The organism is Chloroflexota bacterium, from assembly GCA_020850535.1.
Classification (GTDB): domain Bacteria; phylum Chloroflexota; class UBA6077; order UBA6077; family JACCZL01; genus JADZEM01.
Map to the genome: position 1 here is coordinate 1 of JADZEM010000117.1, position 18,376 is coordinate 18,376.

Here is an 18,376-nt window from a genome sequence, read left to right on the forward strand (position 1 = left end):
GGTGGCCGCCTTCTTCATCATGATCCCGTACGGCAAGCTGGCCCACGTGGTGTACCGCTACTCGGCGCTGGTCCGAAACGCCATCGAGGAGCGCCGCGCCGCGGCGCTGCACGTCGGCGGCCACTGATCGTTTCGAGTGTCGGGCGGGGGATCCCCCACCTGACACTTTGACAGAATTCGGGCGTCAGCCGGGATGGACCTGACGCCCGCGTTGCGCACCGCATGGCGTGGCGGATCTGCCCGGCCACGTCATGGGCGGCGGTCAATGTGAGGTCGGCGGCGGTGACCAGGGCCGCGCTGCCGATGCGCTGGCCCGTGCGAATCCGGTACGGCGCCACCAATTCGTTGCCCAGAAGGCCGACCGAGCAGCCGATCCAGAGCGGAATATCCGTCCAGGCTTCTGCAGAATTGTGGATCGCGTCCGCCGCCGTCAATCCAGGCGCAGTCCGGGGTTGATGACCTTTGACGAATTCCCGCGGTCATAGCCCCCTCACCCCCCGCCCCGCTGCGGTGTATCGGGTGGGGGCGCCCCAGTGCAGCCAGCGGCTCGTGACCCGGAAGTCGTGAACGGCCGGGTTGGGTCACTCGATGCTTCCCCCGTCATCCCGAGCGACGTGAGCGTGCGAACGAAGTCGAGGGATCTTCCTCGTCAATCGTCTCTCACCTGGGGAAGATCCCGCTCCGCTCGTTCCTCGCTACGGTCGGGATGACGGAGGGGTGACAGCGTGCCTCGCCGCGGTCGGGATGACGGACGGGTGTGCTCGTTTCTCGCGTAGCTTGCCCTGAGCTTGCCGAATGGGGTCGGGATGACGGAGGGGAGGTCGTTCCTCGCGCGCTTGCCGAATGGGGTCAAGTTGACGATGCGCACCGAGCGACCCTGCGATTCACGCCTGCCAAGCCACTAGCGGCCACCGTCGATCCTCGGCTACGCTGCACACTCAGCATGCCTCTGAAAGCCGTCGGACGGGAAGGGGATTCTCGGTGAAGACAGCAGAGTTCGTGGGACGATTCCTGGCTGCGCGGGGCGTCCAGCAGGCGTTCGGGCACCCCGGCAGCGACGTGATGGACCTGATCGAGGGCATGGAGCAGGCCGGCATCCGCTTCGTGCTGACTCACCACGAGAACACCGGCGCGTTTATGGCGAACACGGTCGGGCAGTTGACCGGCGTGCCCGGCGTGGCCCTGGCAACCAAAGGGCCGGGCGTCACGAACATCACGTCGGGCGTGGCGGCGGCGCTGCTCGATCGTGCCCCGCTGCTCTGCTTCACCTCGCACATCGACGCGACCACGGCAGCGTCGTACGTCCATCAGCACCTGCCGGTGGTCGAGTTCTACCGACCGATCAGTAAGCTCGCGGAGGAGCTGACGGCCGCCAACGCCGCCGACCTGCTGCCGCGCGCCGTCCGCACCGCAACCGCCAGCCTGCCGGGGTCCGTCTACCTGCCGTCGTCGGCCGGCGAGCAGACGAAGACGCTGGCGCAGGACGACGCGACGCTGCAGCGGCTGATTCAGACGCCGGTCAGGCCCGAGCCGCTGCCGCGGCCATCGCCGGCCGAGATCGAGGCGGCAGCGGCCACGGTGGCCGAGGCGAAGCGGCTTCTGCTCCTGGTCGGCCCGGGCCTCAATCACCTGGACGTCAACGCAGACCTGTTGCGAACGGTTGAGGCCCTGGGAGCGCCCGTCTGCGTCTCGCCAGAGGCGATTGGACAGGTACCGGCCGATCACCCGCTCTACGTCGGGATGTTCGGCTGGTACGACGATCCGCTGCGGCGGCTGCTCGACGAGGCCGACACCGTCCTGACCATCGGCGTTGACGGCTGGGACAACATGGGCACCTACAGGGGCGGCGGCAAGGTCGTCAGCATCGCGGCGGCCGGCGCCAGCGACCCGACGTTCCAGCCCGTGGCCCACGCGCTCAACGGCGACCCGGTCACCATGTTGAGGACGCTGGCCGAACGCGGACGCGGCAGCCGCACCTGGGGGCCGGAGCTTGCCGCGGAAGTCCTCGGCGAGATCGACCACAACCTCGGCGTCTCGACGGAGCACCAGGAGTCGGATGGCATCCCGCCGCAGTCGGTGCTCACGCTGCTGCGGGCCGCCGCCCCGCGCGACGCGATCTTCAGCTGCGATGTCGGCGCGCACAAGTCGCTGTCGTGCCAGGCGTGGCGCTCGTACGGTCCGAAGTCGTTCGTGGTGACGAACGGGCTTTCGCCGATGGGGTACGGCCTTGCCAGCGCGATGGGCGCAAAGCTGGCCTGCCCGGATCGGACCGTCGTCAGCGTGAGCGGCGACGGCGGCCTGCTGATGTACGCCGGCGAGCTGGCGACCTGGGCGCGCCTGAATCTGCCGCTGGTGCTGGTGGTGATGATCGACTCCAGTCTGACGCAGGTCAAGCGCCGTCAGGAGCGGCGGGGCTACTCGGTGGTCAGCACCAGCTTCCAGCGGATCGACTTTTGCGGGCTGGCGAAGGTCCACGGGATCGAGTCGCTGCGGGCCGAGAGCAGCGCTGAGCTTCAGCGGGCACTGGAGACCGCCGTCAGGGCAAATCGGCCATTCCTGGTGGAGGCAGTGCTCGACCAGGAGGAGTACCGGCGCATCCCGGGCACGCCGTAGCGATCCAGGCGTCGGAATCGCCAGGCGGCTACCGCCCCTGGCGGCAGCCAGTTCGCCCAAACCTCGCCGCTCCGCCCCTGTTGGCTCCGGAACAGGCCCGGTCAGCCTCCTAACGTCGCGAATGTTCCGTGCTCAACTGATGTGTCCTGGGCAGTCTCCTACGCTGGGGACTACCACCCTGGCACAAGGAGAGCCCGATGAACGTTCGCACGAAGCTTCGCACCGCTGCCATCGCTGCTACGCTGGGTATCGTGATGCTGACCTCGCCGTCTGGGCTGGTGCTCGCAGCACCGAAGGAGACGCCCGAACAGTCGTGCAAGCGGCGCGGCTTCTACTGGGATGACAGGCTCGGCTGCCTGGACAAGACCTGCCAATCCGGGGGCAAGACCTACAAGCCGGGCGACATCGTGACCTTCACGATCCGGACGCGCAATGGCCCGAAGCAGGTGCTCGGCATGTGCGACGGCTTCACCGGCAACGTGGTGATGATCTAGCGGCCTGGAAGTCGTGAACGACCGGGTCGGGTCACTCGACGCTTCCCCCGTCATCCCGAGCGAAGCGACCCATTCGGCATGCTCAGGGCAAGCCTGATGATCCTCCCCCGTCATCCCGAGCGACGTGAGGCTGCTCCCTTCACCGTCATCCCGAGCGGAGTGAGCGTGCGAACGAAGTCGAGGGATCTTCCTCGTCAGTCGTCCGTCACCCTGGGAAGATCCCCGCTCCGCTCGTGCCTCGCGACGGTCGGGATGACGGAGGGGTGTGCTCGTGCCTCGCCGCGGTCGGGATGACGATGGGCACCGAGCGACCCTGCGATGCACGCCTGCCGAGCCACTGGCGCACGCTGACTCTCCCCGCGCGAACGACGCAGCCCCGGCCCAACTGGCCGGGGCTTTTCGCGTCCGCCGCCTTGACCGGGAGGTCGCGCCCGGACCACTATCGCTCGTGAAGCTCAGCGCGATGGGAGCGGATTGATGCGTATCGGGATCATGGGCGCAGGGGCCATTGGCTGCAACGTCGGCGGCATGCTGGCGCGCGCCGGCCACGACATCACCTTCATCGACCAGTGGCCGGCCCACGTCGAGGCGATGCGGACGACGGGCCTCAAGCTGTCAGGAACCTGGCCGGACTACGTCGTGCCGGCCGGGTCGTTCAAGGCGTTGCACCTCTACGAGGCCCAGAGCATCACCGAGCCGTTCGACGCCGCCTTCCTGGCCGTCAAAGGGTACGACACCGAGTGGGCCACGATGTTCATCCTGCGGTTCCTGAAGGAGCCTGACGGTGTGATCGTGGACTTCCAGAACGGCATCAACGACGAGCGCGTCGCCGCGGTGGCCGGACGCCACCGGACGCTCGGCTGCGTCATCACCATCGGCGCCGGCCTCTACGAGCCGGGCGTGGCGCTGCGGACTGACCCCGTCGGCACGGACCGGATCGGCTTCAAGATCGGCGAGCTGGACGGGCAGGACACGCCGCGCGCCCGCGAGCTGGTCGAGATCATGAACGCTGTCACCAACACCAAACTGACGACGAACCTCTTCGGCGAGCGCTGGTCGAAGCTGGCGGCCAACAGCATGGGCAATCCGGTGGCCGGCCTGAGCGGGCTTGGCACCGCCGAGCTGCGGACGAACGCCACGGCCCGCCGCATCTCGATCCACGTGGCGGCTGAGGTCGTGAAGGTCGCCCGGGCGGCCGGGCACCAGGTCGAGGCGATCAACACCATCGCTCCGCAGCGCTACGTGGACGGCGCCGAGGGCAAGAACCTCGCATCGCTCGAAGAAGACCTGATCGCGGGCGCCAGGTTCTCGACGGGCGCGGGCCGGCCCTCGTTGTTGCAGGACGTGATCCGGGGCCGGCGCACCGAGATCGAAGACCTCAACGGGCTGGTGGTGGCCGAGGGCAAGCGGCTCGGCATCGCCACGCCGTTCAACGAGGCCATCGTCCTCGAGGTCAACCGACACGGCGTCGGGACGCTCCAGCCGGACATCAAGAACCTCGATCCGATTGCGAAGCTGCTGCCCGTCGCCCAGGCGATCCCGGCCTGACCGGCCCGGAAGGAGCACTTGAACAGATGGACTACTCGAAGCTCTCGATGCCTGTCGGCGAGGCGATGTTCACCCAGCGCGCGACGCGCCGCCTCAAGACCGACCCGATCCCGATGGACGACATTCGGCTGATCCTGGAAGCGGCCGTCAAGGCCCCCAACGGCGGCAACTCGCAGCCGGCGCGCTTCATGGTGTTGACCGATCCAGACAAGATCCGCGCGTTCGGCGCACTCTACAAGGAAGCGTGGTGGGCCAAGCGGTCCGACCAGGGCTGGAAGACGTTTGAGGATCTGCCGAAGGACGGGACGTCGTACCGGAACGCGGCCCAGCTTGCCGAAGACATCAAGGACGCTCCTTGCATCATCTTCGCCTTCGGCGCGAACGGGGCCGGCGGTGGCTCGGTGCTGCCGGCGACCCAGAACCTGATGCTGGCCGCGCGCGCGCTCGGCATCGGCAGCGTCCCGACGACGCTGCACGAGTGCGTGATGGACCGCTTCTACGCGATGTTCAACATCCCGAAGGACGCGACGTTCCAGTTCTGCATCCCGATTGGCTACCCCAAGGGCAACTTCGGGCCGACGACGCGCAAGCCGACCGCCGAGGTCAGCTACCTGAACGGCTGGGGCGAGCCGGTGCCCTGGTCGTAGGACGTGGGTCGAACAGGGTGTGCCCGTAGACCGTCAACTTGTGACAACGACGCGATTCCCCCATGTCATTCTGAGCGCAGCGAAGAACCTCACCCGCTGACGCGGGCGTCGACGGCCTGCGGGTGAGGTTCTTCGCTACGCTCGCAAGCTCGTTTCGCTCAGAATGACATACTTCGACTGCCTCTCGACTCTTCACAGCTCGCGCAGCGCGTTGAACTGCGCGACGTAGCCCGACTTGTCGATCCGAGCACCGATCACCACCGGGCGCTCGGATCGGACGGCGGCCGTCAGGGCGTCGGCGAGGGCAGCCTCGCTCTCCACGGTGATGCCGTCCGCGCCGACGCCCTGCGCCAGACGCTCCCAATCGATGCCGCCCAGGCTGATACCGTACGGCTCCATCCCCTTGACTTCCTGCTTGACGCGGATCAGCCCGATCTCCTGGTCGTCGAACACCACGACGACGATGGGGAGTCGTTCACGGACGGCGGTGTGCAGCTCGGCCACGGCCATCAGGAAGCCGCCGTCGCCCGTGAAGCAGACCACCGGGCGATCCGGATGAGCGAGCTTCGCAGCCATGCCGCCCGGGATCGCGTAGCCCATCGTCGCCAGGCCGTTTGAGGTCAGGAAGTCGCGCGGGGCGTACGCCTGCCACTTCTGCACGACCAGCAGGCGGCTCGCGCCAGCATCGCAACTGGCGATGGCATCGCGCGGCAACAGATCGCGGGCGATCTCCACCAGCCGGGCCGGCGCGAGACCGTGTGACGGGACCTCGAGCGCATCGGCAAGCTGCTGCCGGTAGGCCCGCGCCGCGACCTCGCCCCAGGTGGACGCCGCCGGCGCGAACTCCACGAGGCTGTCGAGAATCGGGCCGAGGCGGCCGACCACTTCCAGCGTGGCCGGCACCAGCGCATCGGTGCTCTGGACACTGTTGAGGGCCAGGACCGGCGAGCGGTACGGCCACGGCTTCGGCTGCAATTCCACCGCATCCAGCCCGATGGCGACGATCAGGTCGGCCTGATCGACGATCTCCCGTTCGATCAGGCCGCCGATCAGCGCGCCGGCCCGCAGCGGGTGATCCTCCGGAACGATGCCCTTGCCCTTGGTCGTCGTCAGCACCGGCGCGTTGAGCGCTTCGGCCAGTGCCTGGACGCCGCCGCTCGCACGGTCCCAGAGCGCGCCGAGGCCGGCCAGGACGATCGGCCGGCGGGCGTTGGCCAGCAGATCGAGCGCCGGCTGGAGGCTGGCGCGGTCTGGACGGAGCAGGGCCAGCTCGGGCAACAACGACACGTCGGCCGGCAAGTCGGCGGCCTCTGCCAGTGTCTCCGTCGAGGGCAGATCGAGCTGGACCGGTCCGGGCGCCGGCGCGGTGGCGACGCGCAGCGCTCGCCGCAGGGTGTGACGAACCGTCCGCGCCGCGAGCGTGGCGTTCCACTTGGTGACCGAATCGTACAGGGCTAACTGATCGAGTCGCTGACGGAGGCCGGTGGCATAGGTCGCCGGGCCGTACTGATCGGTGATCGCGATCAGCGGGCTGCGGTCCATCCAGGCGTGCGTCACCCCGTTCACCATGTTGGCCGCGCCCGGGGCACGGGTCGAGAGGCAGACGCCCGGAGCGCCCGTCAGATCGCCCCAGGTGGCGGCCAGCATCGCCCCGGCCGACTCCTGCTTGACCAGGATGAAGCGCATCCCCCGATTGCGGGCGGCCTCCATCAGCTCGACGGACTCCCCGCCCGGGTGCCCGACGATAAACGGCGTTCCGGCCTGCTGAAACGCCTCGGCCATCACTTCAACGGTCGTTGCCATGCGGACCCTCCCGCGCGTTGGCGGCCAGCGACGGCCGACCTTGGAGGGAGCGTACACCGGCACGGGGAGTCATGTCTGCGGAGCCAGGCCGTCCGCGGAGCCAGACCGGTCTCCGCTCGTTCTGAGCAGAGACCCCCTCAATCGCATGCTCCTGGAGGCGCGATGGCCCGCCGCCTGCTGCTCGACACGTCAAGCCTGCTGTACCGCGCCTTCTTCGGCCTGCCGACGTCGATCAAGGCCCCGGATGGGATGGTCGTGAACGCCGTCCACGGCTATCTGGATATGACGGCGCGCCTGTACGCCTCGCGCCAGCCGGATCAGTTGATCCACGTCTACGACGACGTGTTCGTGCCGGCCTCCCGTGCGGCGGTGTATCCGCCGTACAAGGCCCACCGCCCGGAAGACCCGCCGGAGCTGCCACCCCAGTTCGGGCTGCTCGCGGAGGCGCTGGCCGCGCTCGGCGAGACGACGGCCCACTCCGAGGCCTGGGAGGCCGACGACGCCATCGGCGCACTCTGCGCCGGCGCCGCGCCCGAGGACGGGGTTGAGATCGTCACGGGCGACCGCGACCTGTTGCAGCTGGTCCGCGACGGCCGGCCGGCTGTGCGGGTGCTGTTCACGGTCAAGGGCGTCACCGACCTGGCCACGTTCGACGAGGCCGCCGTGCTGGCCAGGTACGGTGTACCGGCCGGCCGTTATGTTGATTTTGCCATCTTGCGGGGCGACCCATCGGACGGATTGCCGGGGGTGGCCGGGATCGGCGAGAAGACCGCGCAGAAGCTGGTGCAGGCACACGCCGACATGGCGGCCATCCTGGCAAGCGCGCCAACCCAGCCAAAGCGGCTCAGCGCGAATCTGTCAGCCGCCGGCGAGTACATCGCGCTGATGCAGCAGATCGTGCCCGTGCGATCTGATGTTCGCGTGGACGTGAGTGCCAACGCGGCGAGCGAGACGGAGATTCAACGACTGTCTGAGTCCCGCCGGCTCGGCGGCCCGATCAGAAGAATACAGGAGGCCCGCAGGCAGTCACCTGAATAGCCCCGCCAACGTTCTCCTGGCCGAAGCAATCTGCCTCGCCTGGAGTCACGGTGCCTTCCCCTCGGTGGCCTCTCCTGTCGCTCACGTTCGGCCTGCTGCTGGCAGGCGCGTCAGCATGCGGCGCGCCGGCCCAGGGCACGTCCAGCCAGGCCCGGGACGCGGCGGCCGTCGTGGCGGGAATCGCCGGCAACAACGCGGCGCGCTCGCCGTACCTCACCGCGACGCCGCGACCGGCCGGCGCATCGCCCATCGTGGTCAGCGCGTCCTCGGGCCGTGCGCCCACCGCGACGCCGATGATGGCGAAGGCCGCGCTCTCCGCACCGACGCTGCGCCTGCCGACCGATGGCCGCAGTGTGGTCGTGGTCAACTCGACCGACAGCGACGGCCTCTGGACCCGCCGTGAGCCGGGCGGCGAGCCGCTCCGGACCTGGGCCGATGGGACGCCGATGCTGGTGATCGGGGAGGACGAGCAGGCCGATGGACGGGTCTGGAAGCAGGTGCAGACGCTCGACGGGCAGATCGCCTGGGCGGCAGCCGAGTACCTCGTGCCGGCCGACGAACAGGTGCTGGCCGCTGCTCTGCCCGGCCTGCTCGTGCCGCGAACGCCCGCGCCGGTCGCGCCCGGCGTACAGGCACGGGTCGCCGTGACCGACACTGCCCCCACGCCTACCCCGGCCCCCCTGATGCCGGTGGCCCCAACGGCAACGCGCCGCACGGTGGCGATCGCCGGGCAGGCCGCCCCGACCCAGCCCCCGGCGGCTGCAAGCTCGGGCGCCGCGAGCGCCCAGGCGACGGCCACCCCGCAGCCAACCGCGACCGTCGTGCCAACTGCGACCCCGATCCGAGCGCCTTCCGGCAGCAACGTCATCGAAGCGGAGGACGCCGTCCTCACCGTGATAGGCACGGACCGGGGCATGCCCAACAAGATCGGCAACCGCCCCCGAGATGGCATGGAGCTGGCGGCCGTCCAGGTCAAGATCGTCAACAACGGCGACGAGCCGTTGGCCGTCTACCGGGGCGCGTTCCGCCTGAGCCTGTCCGACCGCTCGCGCGTCGAGCCTCTGGCTGGCGGCGCCTCGCCGCTCCCCTACTCCACGCTGGTGCCGGTCGGCGGAGTGCTGGAAGGCTGGCTGACGTTCGAGGTACCGAGCGGCGGTCGTACCGACGCCATCATCTGGGCGCCCGACCGCGGCACCACCTACGCGGTCGGCCTGTAGCGCGAGGCGGCCAGCCTCACGCCGGCCCCACGTTCGTGCGGGACCAGTTCGGCCTGGTGTCAGCAAGCGAACAGCCAGAGTGTCCGGTTTTCGCCTGCCCCGTCAGTAGACTGGTCGTAGGCTGTGGGCAGCAGTGGAACGCTGGCGGCTCGATTGACCGTGCGCCGCCGAGATCAACCAGGGAGCACGACCATGATTCTGCCGACACGAATCCTGCGCGGCGCGGCGGCACTGGCGATCGGATTGGCCGTCATCGGCACGTCGGTCAGCCCGGGCGCGGCTGAGGCGGCGGTGCTGGAGAAGAAGAACGAGAGGAGCGCTGACAACGACAACGACTCAGGCTCGGGCATCGGCGACGTGCCGATCATCGGCGACCTCGTGGGGAGCTTCGAGGGCCAGGAGCCGGAGGATATCGCGGTTGGCGCGATTCAGCTGACGGCCGGCGTCGCCGAGACCGTGGTGCCACTGGTCATCCGGGCGTTCAAGTAGCGGGAGTCGGCTCGGCTCGCGCCCAGTCGTCGCGCGGGAACCGGCGCGGGCTGACGCGCAGACACGAGGAACACAACGGGGGCGGCGCATCGGGAAGATGCGCCGCCTCTTTTGTGTTCTCTTCATTGCTGGGGTAGAACGGCGATGCTACCATTCGCCAGCGGGGCAGCCTGAGCTGGCCCGTCTGCTGGTGTGTGCACGGTGGCCGCGCTGCAAGCCTCTGCACATGGCCGCCCTCGCTCAGGTCGGCGTCTGAAGGAGCCATGGATGCTGCGCATCGCGGTCCTGTCCGTTCATACCTGTCCCCTTGCGCCGCTGGGCGGCTGGGAGACGGGAGGCATGAACGTCTACGTGCGTGAGCTCTGTCGTGGACTCGGGCGCATGGGCGTGGCGACGGACGTCTTCACGCGCCGGCAGGATCCAGACGTCCCTACCGTCGTCGAGCTGGGGAACCATACGCGGGTGATTCACGTGGACGCGGGTGCGCCGCGCCATCGTGACAAGTACGCGGTGGTGGACGACCTCCCCGAGTTGGCCTGCAACATCCAACGCTACCGCAACTTTGTTGGAGCGCGCTACGACCTGATTCACAGCCACTACTGGCTGTCCGGGCGCCTCTCCTCGCTGTTCAAGGAGCACTGGCGCGCGCCGGTCGTGGCGATGTTCCACACGCTCGGCGCGCTGAAGAACCGGGTGGCCCAGGACTCAGCCGAGCTGGAGCAGCAGATCCGCGTGGACATCGAGCGGCGCACGATGGCGACCGCCGACCGGCTGATCGCCGCCACCGAGATCGACCGCGGCCACATGCTCGAAGCGTACGGAGCCAACCCGCGCAAGATCTCGATTGTGCCGGGCGGCGTGAACCTGGACACGTTCGGGCCGGGCTCGCGCGAGGAGGCACGTCGGTCGCTTGGCCTGGGGCCACAGCCGACGCTGCTCTTTGTGGGCCGGATCCAGCGGCTGAAGGGCATCGACATCCTGATTCGAGCCGCTGCGACGCTCCGCGCGGAGATCGGTCCCCTGCGGGTGCTGGTGGTCGGCGGGACGGGCCAGCAGTCTGGCGAAGAGCGGCGCGAGATGAGCCGTCTGCAAGAGATCGTGCGCGACCTCGACCTCGGCTCGGTGGTGCAGTTCGTCGGCGCGGTTGAGCAGACGCAACTGGCGGAGTACTACCGCGCAGCCGACGTCACGGTGATGCCATCTACCTACGAGTCGTTCGGGCTGGTCGCCGTCGAGTCGATGGCCTGTGGCACGCCAGTGGTCGCGTCGCGGGTGGGCGGCCTGGCGACGGTGGTCCGCGACGGCGAGAACGGCGCGCTGGTGCCCTGGCGCGATCCAAACCTGTTCGCCCAACGCATCCGCACCATCCTCACGGACGCGCCGGCCGCAGCCCGGATGCGTCGAGGCGCGCTGGAGACGGCGCACCAGTACAGTTGGGACGCGGCGGCCGAGAAGACGGTCACCGTCTACGACAGCTTGCTTTCCCGGGGTGTCGGGCTGGTCGGCAGCGCCGAATGAACGCGGCGCGCGCATGCAGGCGGCGGCAGGGCTTCCGGGTGGACGAATGGGGACTGCCGTGCTGAAGGCGCTCGAACTGCTTCGCCAGCTCCAGGCTCTCGACAGCCAGATCGACGACGGTCGCGACCGCGTCGCCACGATCGATGCAACGTTGCAGGACCGTTCCGAGTTCGAGGCGGCGAAGCAGCGGCACCAGAGCGCCGCCCTGCCCGTGAAGAGCCTGGACGCCGAGCAGAAGGACCTGGAGCTCAAGCTCGGAACGGCCCGCGCGCAACTGGCCGAGAACGAACAGAAGCTGTACGGCGGCAAGATCGCCAACCCCAAGGAGCTGACCGACTTGCAGAATCGTGGGACGGACCTGCGCCGCCAGATCTCCGTCGGCGAGACCGCTGAGCTGCAGGTCATCGAGAAGCTCGACGCCGCCCGAAACGAGCTGAACGAGGCTGAGGCCGCCCTGCGGACCATCGTGGCCGAGCGCCGCACCTTGGAGGCGAGTCTGATCGCCGAGCGCAAGGATCTCGTCGCCTCCGTTCGCGCAACGACCGCCAGTCGGGATCAGCTGCGGACCCAGATCGAGGCCCAGCCCCTTCGCACCTACGACCGCCTGCGCGTCCGGCACGGCGGCTTCGCCGTGGCCGAGGTGAAGCAGCGGACCTGCCAGGGGTGCCGCGTCTCGATGATCGCGGCGCAGGAACAGCGGCTGCGGCAAGGCGAACAACTGGTGACCTGCCAGAGCTGCGGGCGGTTCCTCTACCTGCTGAACTAGTCGCGGGCCGTCTGCACCGCCCAGCTCACCGTGTCAGATGTCAGAAGCGCCAGGAATGTCGTGGTAAGCGTCAGGCGGTCTCACGGCACACGACGGGGCGCGGCGCCGCGGGCGGCGACGGCCCGTCTGCATGCAGCGAGTTGCACCAGGGACGACGATCCGCACCGCGAGCGTGCGCGAGCCGGACCTGTACTTGAGGCTCGCGCACGCTCGCGGTGCGGATCTCCTGCTGCCACCCGCCGCGGCGGCCATCGACGCTCGTCAAGTTCGCCGCAGTCGCTCGTCAAGTTCGCTGCAGTCGAAGCTGCCGGAGCCGTGTCAGATCTGGCCGCGAACAGGCGCGTCTTCGATGTGGAAGTGTCGCTCGATCTCCTGCTCGATGAAGATCGCCTGTTCACTCGAGTCAAGGCCCGTCACCAGTGGTTCGGTCTTCCCAGAGTTCGTGACGACATGGACCTCGTAGGTCGCTGACCTCGTGCTGCGGCCGTTGGAGATCTTCTCCTTCGAGTAGAGCTGCTTGAGATCTCCACCAAGAAAGTTCTTGTTCCCGTACCAGGGCAACGGCCCGTGCCGAACGGAAATGAAGCCCTGATCGACGGTGACGCGTGTTGCGTTGATCCAGCCAGCCAGCGTGCGGTAGGTGAGGGCGACGCCGATAGCCAGATGGCCGAGCGGGAAGAGCAACGCGGTCAGATCGACGTGAGCCGCGCTGACGGCCATCGAGTACCAGAGGCAGAGAAAGCCGTCCCAGAAGATGACAAAGACGGTCATGATGATCGTCGTGAAGTCAAACCACCGTCTGACGATTTCGAAGCCCGAACCCTTGTAGTTCAGCGTCAGCGTGTCAGGTAGCCCGATGTCTGTCCTGGTGTCCATGTACCTTGTCCTCTCGCGCTCGTTCGCGACGACTCAGGTTTCGCATGCTACGACGGAATGCCTCGTTGGATGAGCGTAGTGCTGCGCACACCGACCCTGATCCCCTCGCCTCGACGGTCCGCTGTCACGGCTCCTCACACCCGCTCGCGCCTGCTTGCTGGTCTGGAGCGCCCTGTCGCGTGGTCTTGCGAGTACCTGTGCGCAGTCTAGTGGTCGGGCTGGCGCTGGCATATCGCGGCACGGACAACCAGCCTGTTCCGAGCCTGACGGCGTCGCACCGCGCGCGCGTCGGATCCCGCGCTGGTGAGGCCAGACATCGCCCATGCCGGATTCCGACGCGGGCGTCGCAACGCTCCGAGTGGCTCGGCGGCGCAACGTTTCCGCCACGTCACGTGGCCGTCACATGCGCCCAATCTGCCGTGCGCGTGCACGATTTGCCGTTGCCCTGCCCCCGCACGAGGCATACAATCCCCTCGACGGTGGGGAAATGTGGCGATGAGTGGGGCAACATGGTGGCAATCCTCTGGCCTGCAACCCCACGGTGGGGCTTGACCCGTGTTTCTTGGCCACGTCGTCCACACCATCGACGACAAGAACAGGCTCGCGATCCCCGCGCGCTATCGGCAGTACCTCTCCAACGGCGTCTACCTGACGAAGGGTGCCGACCGCTGCCTCTATCTGCTGACCCAGGAAGGGTGGAGCAAGCTCAGCGAGCGCATCCTGGCGCTGCCGTCGCTCCAGCCCGATGCGCGCCGTCTACAGCGTCACTTCTTCGCGGGAGCGGACTCGATGGTCCCTGACAAGCTCGGGCGGATCATCATCCCGCCAGCCCTGCGGGAGTACGCCGGCCTCAAGAACGAGGTGGTCGTCGCCGGCCTCCAGACCCGCATCGAACTCTGGAGCAAGGAGGCCTGGGAGGACGACGAGGCCCAGGCCGACGCCGAGACAACGTCCACGGCAGCCGCGTTCGCGCTGCTGACCGATCAGTCCGGCAGCCTGGGGATCTGAGGTGCTGATGTGCCTGCACGCACCGCGTCTCGACGCCCGGCCGACCTCCCGCCCGATCCGCTGGCCCCAGGCGAGCACGTCTCCGTGCTGCTTGCCGAGGTGCTGGCGTGGCTGCGGCCCCGCGCCGGCGGCCGCTACGTGGATGGCACGCTCGGCAACGGCGGCCACGCGTCGGCCATCCTCCAGGCGTCCGGGCCGGACGGCCGGCTGCTCGGGCTGGACGCCGACCCCGATGCGCTGCCGGTGGCCGCTGCCCGGCTCGCGCCCTACGGCGACCGGGTCGTGCTCGTGAACGCCAGCTTCAGGCAGGTGGCCGACGTGGTGGCCGAGCAGCGCTTCGGGCCGGTCGACGGCATCCTGCTCGACCTCGGCATCTCCTCGCGGCAGTTGGACGCCGGCGGACGCGGCTTCACCTTTCGCCACGACGAGCCGCTCGATATGCGGTTCGACCCGACGCGCGGAGAGTCGGCGGCCGATCTGCTGAACCACGCCGATGAGGGCGAGATCGCGGACGTGCTCTACCAGTATGGCGAGGAGCACCGCTCGCGGCGGGTGGCCCGGAGCATCGTGCGGCGGCGTGAGCGCGCGCCGCTCGCCAGCACCGCCGACCTGATCGGCGCGGTCGAAGAGGCGCTCGGGCCGAAGCGTGGGCGCGTGCATCCGGCGACCAAGACGTTCCAGGCGCTGCGGATCGCCGTCAACGACGAGTTGGGCGCACTGGAAGCGGTCTTGCCAGCCGCTGCCAGCATCCTGGCCCCGGGCGGCAGGCTCGCCGTGATCTCGTTTCACTCGCTTGAGGACCGGCGGGTCAAGCAGTTCTTCCGGGCCGGCGGCGATGCCAGCGCCCCGCTCACCGAACTGACCCGCAAGCCCATCGCGCCCTCGGATGCCGAGGTGATGCGAAACCCCCGTGCCCGCAGCGCCAAGCTGCGCGTCGCCGAGCGGACTTCTCCCGGAGGTCATCCCCTGTGAGCGCCGTCGCCCCGAACCATCCTGGCGTCCTGTCCGCTCGGTTCGTGTCGCCCACGCGCGTGAAGCGGATGAGCCGCGCCCTGCTCCTGGTGCTGGGGCTGCTGGCGCTGCTGCCGCCGGCCTACCTCCTCCAGACGGGCGGCGCCCTGACGACGGGCTACGAGATCCAGAAACTGGAGCGTGAGCGGTCCGCGTGGGTCAACCGCAACCAGCAGTTGGAGGCGGAGATCGCGAAGGCCCGCTCGCTGGCGTGGATCGAGCATGAGGCGGTCCACCGGATGGGGATGCAGCGTCCGGCCCAGGCGATGTCCGTGCGAATGGACACGGCCCCGGCCCCGCGCGAGTCGCGCCTGCTGCGGCGGGCCGCCGAGCCGCTGCCGGCCCAGCCGGTCAAGGACGGCCCGTCGTGGTCCGCCGCCCTCGCCGCCGTGGCCGAGAAGCTGACACGAGGCGACTAGATCGGTATGCAATCGGGAAACGCCAACCTCCGCCCCCGCATCTTCCTCCTGGGCGCACTCTTCCTGGGCTGCGCCTTCCTGCTGGTCTATCGCCTCTACACCTTTCAGGTGCTCCAGAGCGAGGAGCTGCGGCGGCAGGCCACGCGCAGCCACCAGCGCTCGATCCCAGTCGAGGCTCGGCGCGGCTCGATCTTCGACACGAACGGCAATCCGCTGGCCGTGTCCATCGAGATGGACGAGGTCACCATCACCGGCAGCCAGGTGCAGAAGCCCGAGCTGACCGCTCAGGTGCTGTCCGGCCTGCTCGGGATGCAGCCGCAGCAGGTGCTGGCGATGATCGACCTGAACCGTGCAGATCCGGTCGTCGTGAAATCGTACCTGCCGGCGGCGGTCGCGGACGCCGTCCGCTACGAGGTTGAGCGCCAGGGGCTGAACGGCGTGCTGGTCGAGCCGCACCCCGTTCGACAGTATCCGGAGGGCTCGCTCGCCCCGCAGATCCTCGGTTTTCTCGGGCGGGATCGCGAGGGGCTGGCCGGCCTCGAGTACTTCTTCGAGAGCGATCTCGCGGGCGTCCCCGGCCTGATCGAGACCGAAGCGGACACCACCGACAAGGAGCTGATCCTGGCGCGGCGGGTCGTGGAGGCTCCCCGTGACGGCTCAGATCTCATCCTGACCATCGACCGCTTCGTGCAGCGCACGCTCGAGCGGGAGCTGGCAGAAGCCGTCCGCGCCAACAAGGCCTCTGGTGGGCTGATCATGGTGATGGAGCCGTCGACCGGCGCGATTCTCGGCATGGCGAGCCTCCCGACGTTCTCGGTCAGCGACCCGATGACCATTCGGCCCGGCGACGCGCTGCTGCACAAGGCCGTCGGCGTCACCAACCAGTACGAGCCCGGGTCGGTGATGAAGCTGATCACCGTCGCGGGGGCCATCGAGATGGGGCTGGTGACGCCTCAGACGATGATCAACGATACCGGCATCGTTACCTTCCCGAACGCGCGCGGTCAGCCGCCGACGATCATCAAGAACTGGGACCTGCGCGCCAACGGCACGATCTCGATGACCGAAGTGCTGATCCGCTCGTCGAACGTCGGCACCTACTACGCTGCCCGCGAGCTGGGCCGTGAGAACCTCTACCGCTACTTTTCGCTGTTCGGGTTCGGCCAGCCAACGGGCGTGGAGCTGCCGGGCGAAGTGCGCGGCACCATGCGTACGCCTGATGACCCGGCCTGGACCGTCGTCGATCTTGCGACGAACGCCTTCGGGCAGGGCATGGCCGTCACGCCGCTCCAGATGCTCAACGCCGTGTCGGCGCTCGGAAACAACGGCGTCCTGATGCGCCCGACCATCGTCAAAGAGGTCAACGGTCCGGACGGTCTGCAGCGTGTCGAGCCGCGTCAGCTGCGGCAGGCGGTCTCGCCCCGGACGGCCGCCACGATGCGCGAGATGATGATCGCGGTCTGCGATCAACCAGGGTTGCAGCCGTACCGGATCCCCGGGATGCGGGTGGCCTGCAAGACGGGCACGGCAGACTTCCCGACCGACCTGGGTTACACCTCGGGCAAGACGTTCGCCTCCATCGTGGCCCTGATGCCGGCCGATCAGCCGCGCCTCTCGATTCTGATTCGGCTCGATGCGCCGGAGGCAATCTACGGCGGCGTGGTGGCCGCACCGGTGCTCAAGCGGGTCGGCAGCGAGCTTGCGGCGTACTATAGAATCCCGACGAGCCAGAATGGTCGATAGTAAATCAGCGACGACACGCCGTCTTTCTGACACGCGCGGCTGCGAGCGGTCGGTGGTGTCTCGTCGTACGCGCAGGCGCGGCAGGCCGCTGGAACTGTTCGGCTGGCTGCTGCGTCTCTCCTGCGCGCCGGCGCTGCTGCTACCCGCCCGGTCGCGGAGGGCACTGTGAACCCGCAGCCGATGGCGTTGTCGCTGACGTTCGGAGTGGTCGCCTGCCTGGTCGCGCTGGTGGCCGGCTACCCGTTCGTGCGCTTTCTGCGCCGCCGTGGGCTGGGCAAGAAGGTCCGTGTCGAAGGTCCGAGCAGCCACATCGAGAAGACGGGCACCCCGACGATGGGCGGCCTGCTGATCTGCGGAACGGTGCTGCTGCTCACCGCCATCCTCACGTTCACGTTCTACTCGACGGTCGGCCGGTCGATCCTCCTGCCGCTCTTCGTGCTGGTCAGCTGCGCGGTGCTGGGGGCCATCGACGACCGGATGACGATTCAGGGCGTCGGGAGCCAGGGGCTGTCGGTCAGGACGAAGTTCGCGTGGCTGTTCGTGATCGCGACGATCTCGTCGGTGGTGCTGTGGTATCCCGAGAGCTTGGGCATCGACTTCATCTTCCTGCCCACGATTCGCGAGAAGCTGATTGTCCCCTGGTACCTGTTCATCCCGCTCTCGATTGTCGCGATGGTCGGCACGGCCAACGCCGTCAACTTCACGGACGGCCTGGACAGCCTGGCCGGCTGGACCTCGTTCGTGGCGTTCGCGGCGTACGGCGTCATCGCCTACCTCTACGAGCAGTACTACCTGGTCACGTTCTGCTTCACCGTGGCGGGAGCGGTCGCCGCATTCCTGTGGTTCAACGCCCACCCGGCCCAGGTCTTCATGGGCGACACCGGCTCGCTGGCGCTCGGCGCGACGCTGGCCGTGGTCGCGCTGATGGTCGGTCAGGTTGTGCTGCTGCCGATCATCGGGATCGTCTTCGTGGCCGAGGCGATGTCGGTCATTCTCCAGGTGGGCTACTTCAAGCTGACCGGGGGCAAGCGGCTGTTCAAGATGGCGCCCCTCCACCACCACTTCGAGCTGAGCGGCTGGTCCGAGACGCACGTGACCCAGCGCTTCTGGCTGGTCAGCGTGCTGGCGGCCATGCTCGGCGTCGCGCTCGCCCTGGTCTAGCATAGCGCTCCACTCTCCCCCGGCG

General features: G+C 68.5%; 17 protein-coding genes. 15 read left to right on the forward strand and 2 right to left on the reverse strand.

Going from position 1 to position 18,376, the window contains the following annotated elements; translation table 11 throughout:
• The 5 genes from tcuB to IT306_16275 all read left to right on the forward strand — a co-directional run.
• Positions 1-127 (forward strand): tricarballylate utilization protein TcuB (tcuB, locus tag IT306_16255; protein MCC7369980.1); only part of this gene is annotated, 127 nt, incomplete at its 5' end.
• An 854-nt stretch (positions 128-981) separates the two neighbouring features.
• Positions 982-2,613: a thiamine pyrophosphate-binding protein gene (locus IT306_16260; protein ID MCC7369981.1), complete on the forward strand. Its 1,632-nt coding sequence runs from the start codon at positions 982-984 to the stop codon at positions 2,611-2,613.
• 197 nt (positions 2,614-2,810) lie between these two features.
• On the forward strand, positions 2,811-3,107 hold the full coding sequence (locus IT306_16265) for a hypothetical protein (protein ID MCC7369982.1): 297 nt from the start codon (positions 2,811-2,813) through the stop codon (positions 3,105-3,107).
• Positions 3,108-3,584: 477 nt separating this feature from the next.
• On the forward strand, positions 3,585-4,655 hold the full coding sequence (locus IT306_16270) for a 2-dehydropantoate 2-reductase (protein ID MCC7369983.1): 1,071 nt from the start codon (positions 3,585-3,587) through the stop codon (positions 4,653-4,655).
• Between the two features lie 26 nt (positions 4,656-4,681).
• Entirely contained in the window at positions 4,682-5,302 is a 621-nt protein-coding gene (locus tag IT306_16275) for a nitroreductase family protein (GenBank protein MCC7369984.1), read from the forward strand.
• 192 nt (positions 5,303-5,494) lie between these two features.
• Here the strand turns inward: IT306_16275 and IT306_16280 are convergent, their stop codons facing one another.
• Positions 5,495-7,105 (reverse strand): thiamine pyrophosphate-binding protein, encoded by a 1,611-nt coding sequence (locus IT306_16280; GenBank protein MCC7369985.1) that lies wholly within the window; start codon positions 7,103-7,105, stop codon positions 5,495-5,497.
• Positions 7,106-7,267: 162 nt separating this feature from the next.
• Here IT306_16280 and IT306_16285 point away from each other — a divergent pair, with 162 nt between their 5' ends.
• The 5 genes from IT306_16285 (at position 7,268) to IT306_16305 (ending at position 12,133) form a co-directional block, all read left to right on the forward strand.
• Entirely contained in the window at positions 7,268-8,143 is an 876-nt protein-coding gene (locus tag IT306_16285; GenBank protein ID MCC7369986.1) for a flap endonuclease, read from the forward strand.
• Positions 8,144-8,193: 50 nt separating this feature from the next.
• Positions 8,194-9,360 carry a hypothetical protein gene (locus IT306_16290; GenBank protein ID MCC7369987.1) on the forward strand — a complete coding sequence of 389 codons (1,167 nt, stop codon included), beginning with the start codon at positions 8,194-8,196 and terminating at the stop codon, positions 9,358-9,360.
• Positions 9,361-9,552: 192 nt separating this feature from the next.
• Positions 9,553-9,849, forward strand: a complete 297-nt coding sequence (locus IT306_16295; GenBank protein MCC7369988.1) for a hypothetical protein — start codon at positions 9,553-9,555, stop codon at positions 9,847-9,849.
• Between the two features lie 267 nt (positions 9,850-10,116).
• Positions 10,117-11,367: a glycosyltransferase gene (locus IT306_16300; protein MCC7369989.1), complete on the forward strand. Its 1,251-nt coding sequence runs from the start codon at positions 10,117-10,119 to the stop codon at positions 11,365-11,367.
• 46 nt (positions 11,368-11,413) lie between these two features.
• Entirely contained in the window at positions 11,414-12,133 is a 720-nt protein-coding gene (locus IT306_16305) for a hypothetical protein (GenBank protein ID MCC7369990.1), read from the forward strand.
• Positions 12,134-12,451: 318 nt separating this feature from the next.
• Here the strand turns inward: IT306_16305 and IT306_16310 are convergent, their stop codons facing one another.
• Positions 12,452-13,009 (reverse strand): hypothetical protein, encoded by a 558-nt coding sequence (locus tag IT306_16310; protein MCC7369991.1) that lies wholly within the window; start codon positions 13,007-13,009, stop codon positions 12,452-12,454.
• 555 nt (positions 13,010-13,564) lie between these two features.
• Between IT306_16310 and mraZ the strand changes: the two genes are divergently transcribed.
• The 5 genes from mraZ to IT306_16335 all read left to right on the forward strand — a co-directional run bounded on the left by mraZ (position 13,565) and on the right by IT306_16335 (position 18,351).
• Positions 13,565-14,017: a division/cell wall cluster transcriptional repressor MraZ gene (gene mraZ / locus IT306_16315; protein MCC7369992.1), complete on the forward strand. Its 453-nt coding sequence runs from the start codon at positions 13,565-13,567 to the stop codon at positions 14,015-14,017.
• 60 nt (positions 14,018-14,077) lie between these two features.
• Positions 14,078-14,989, forward strand: coding sequence for a 16S rRNA (cytosine(1402)-N(4))-methyltransferase RsmH (gene rsmH, locus IT306_16320; GenBank protein MCC7369993.1), 912 nt, complete (start codon positions 14,078-14,080; stop codon positions 14,987-14,989).
• A complete protein-coding gene (locus IT306_16325) occupies positions 14,986-15,447 on the forward strand; it encodes a hypothetical protein (protein MCC7369994.1) in 462 nt (153 codons plus the stop codon). The genes rsmH and IT306_16325 overlap by 4 nt, the downstream gene beginning before the upstream one ends.
• Positions 15,448-15,453: 6 nt before the next feature.
• Positions 15,454-17,190 carry a penicillin-binding protein 2 gene (locus tag IT306_16330; GenBank protein MCC7369995.1) on the forward strand — a complete coding sequence of 579 codons (1,737 nt, stop codon included), beginning with the start codon at positions 15,454-15,456 and terminating at the stop codon, positions 17,188-17,190.
• A 180-nt stretch (positions 17,191-17,370) separates the two neighbouring features.
• Positions 17,371-18,351, forward strand: coding sequence for a phospho-N-acetylmuramoyl-pentapeptide-transferase (locus IT306_16335; GenBank protein MCC7369996.1), 981 nt, complete (start codon positions 17,371-17,373; stop codon positions 18,349-18,351).
• Positions 18,352-18,376 lie beyond the last annotated feature (25 nt).

Bases quoted from the DNA above. Each gene is read 5' to 3' on its own strand.
- IT306_16305 (MCC7369990.1), top strand. From the start codon at position 11,414: ATGGGGACTGCCGTGCTGAAGGCGCTCGAACTGCTTCGCCAGCTCCAG.
- IT306_16265 (MCC7369982.1), top strand. From the start codon at position 2,811: ATGAACGTTCGCACGAAGCTTCGCACCGCTGCCATCGCTGCTACGCTG.
- IT306_16335 (MCC7369996.1), top strand. From the start codon at position 17,371: ATGGCGTTGTCGCTGACGTTCGGAGTGGTCGCCTGCCTGGTCGCGCTG.
- IT306_16280 (MCC7369985.1), bottom strand. From the start codon at position 7,105: ATGGCAACGACCGTTGAAGTGATGGCCGAGGCGTTTCAGCAGGCCGGA.
- IT306_16275 (MCC7369984.1), top strand. From the start codon at position 4,682: ATGGACTACTCGAAGCTCTCGATGCCTGTCGGCGAGGCGATGTTCACC.
- IT306_16285 (MCC7369986.1), top strand. From the start codon at position 7,268: ATGGCCCGCCGCCTGCTGCTCGACACGTCAAGCCTGCTGTACCGCGCC.
- IT306_16270 (MCC7369983.1), top strand. From the start codon at position 3,585: ATGCGTATCGGGATCATGGGCGCAGGGGCCATTGGCTGCAACGTCGGC.
- IT306_16300 (MCC7369989.1), top strand. From the start codon at position 10,117: ATGCTGCGCATCGCGGTCCTGTCCGTTCATACCTGTCCCCTTGCGCCG.
- IT306_16330 (MCC7369995.1), top strand. From the start codon at position 15,454: ATGCAATCGGGAAACGCCAACCTCCGCCCCCGCATCTTCCTCCTGGGC.
- IT306_16310 (MCC7369991.1), bottom strand. From the start codon at position 13,009: ATGGACACCAGGACAGACATCGGGCTACCTGACACGCTGACGCTGAAC.
- IT306_16295 (MCC7369988.1), top strand. From the start codon at position 9,553: ATGATTCTGCCGACACGAATCCTGCGCGGCGCGGCGGCACTGGCGATC.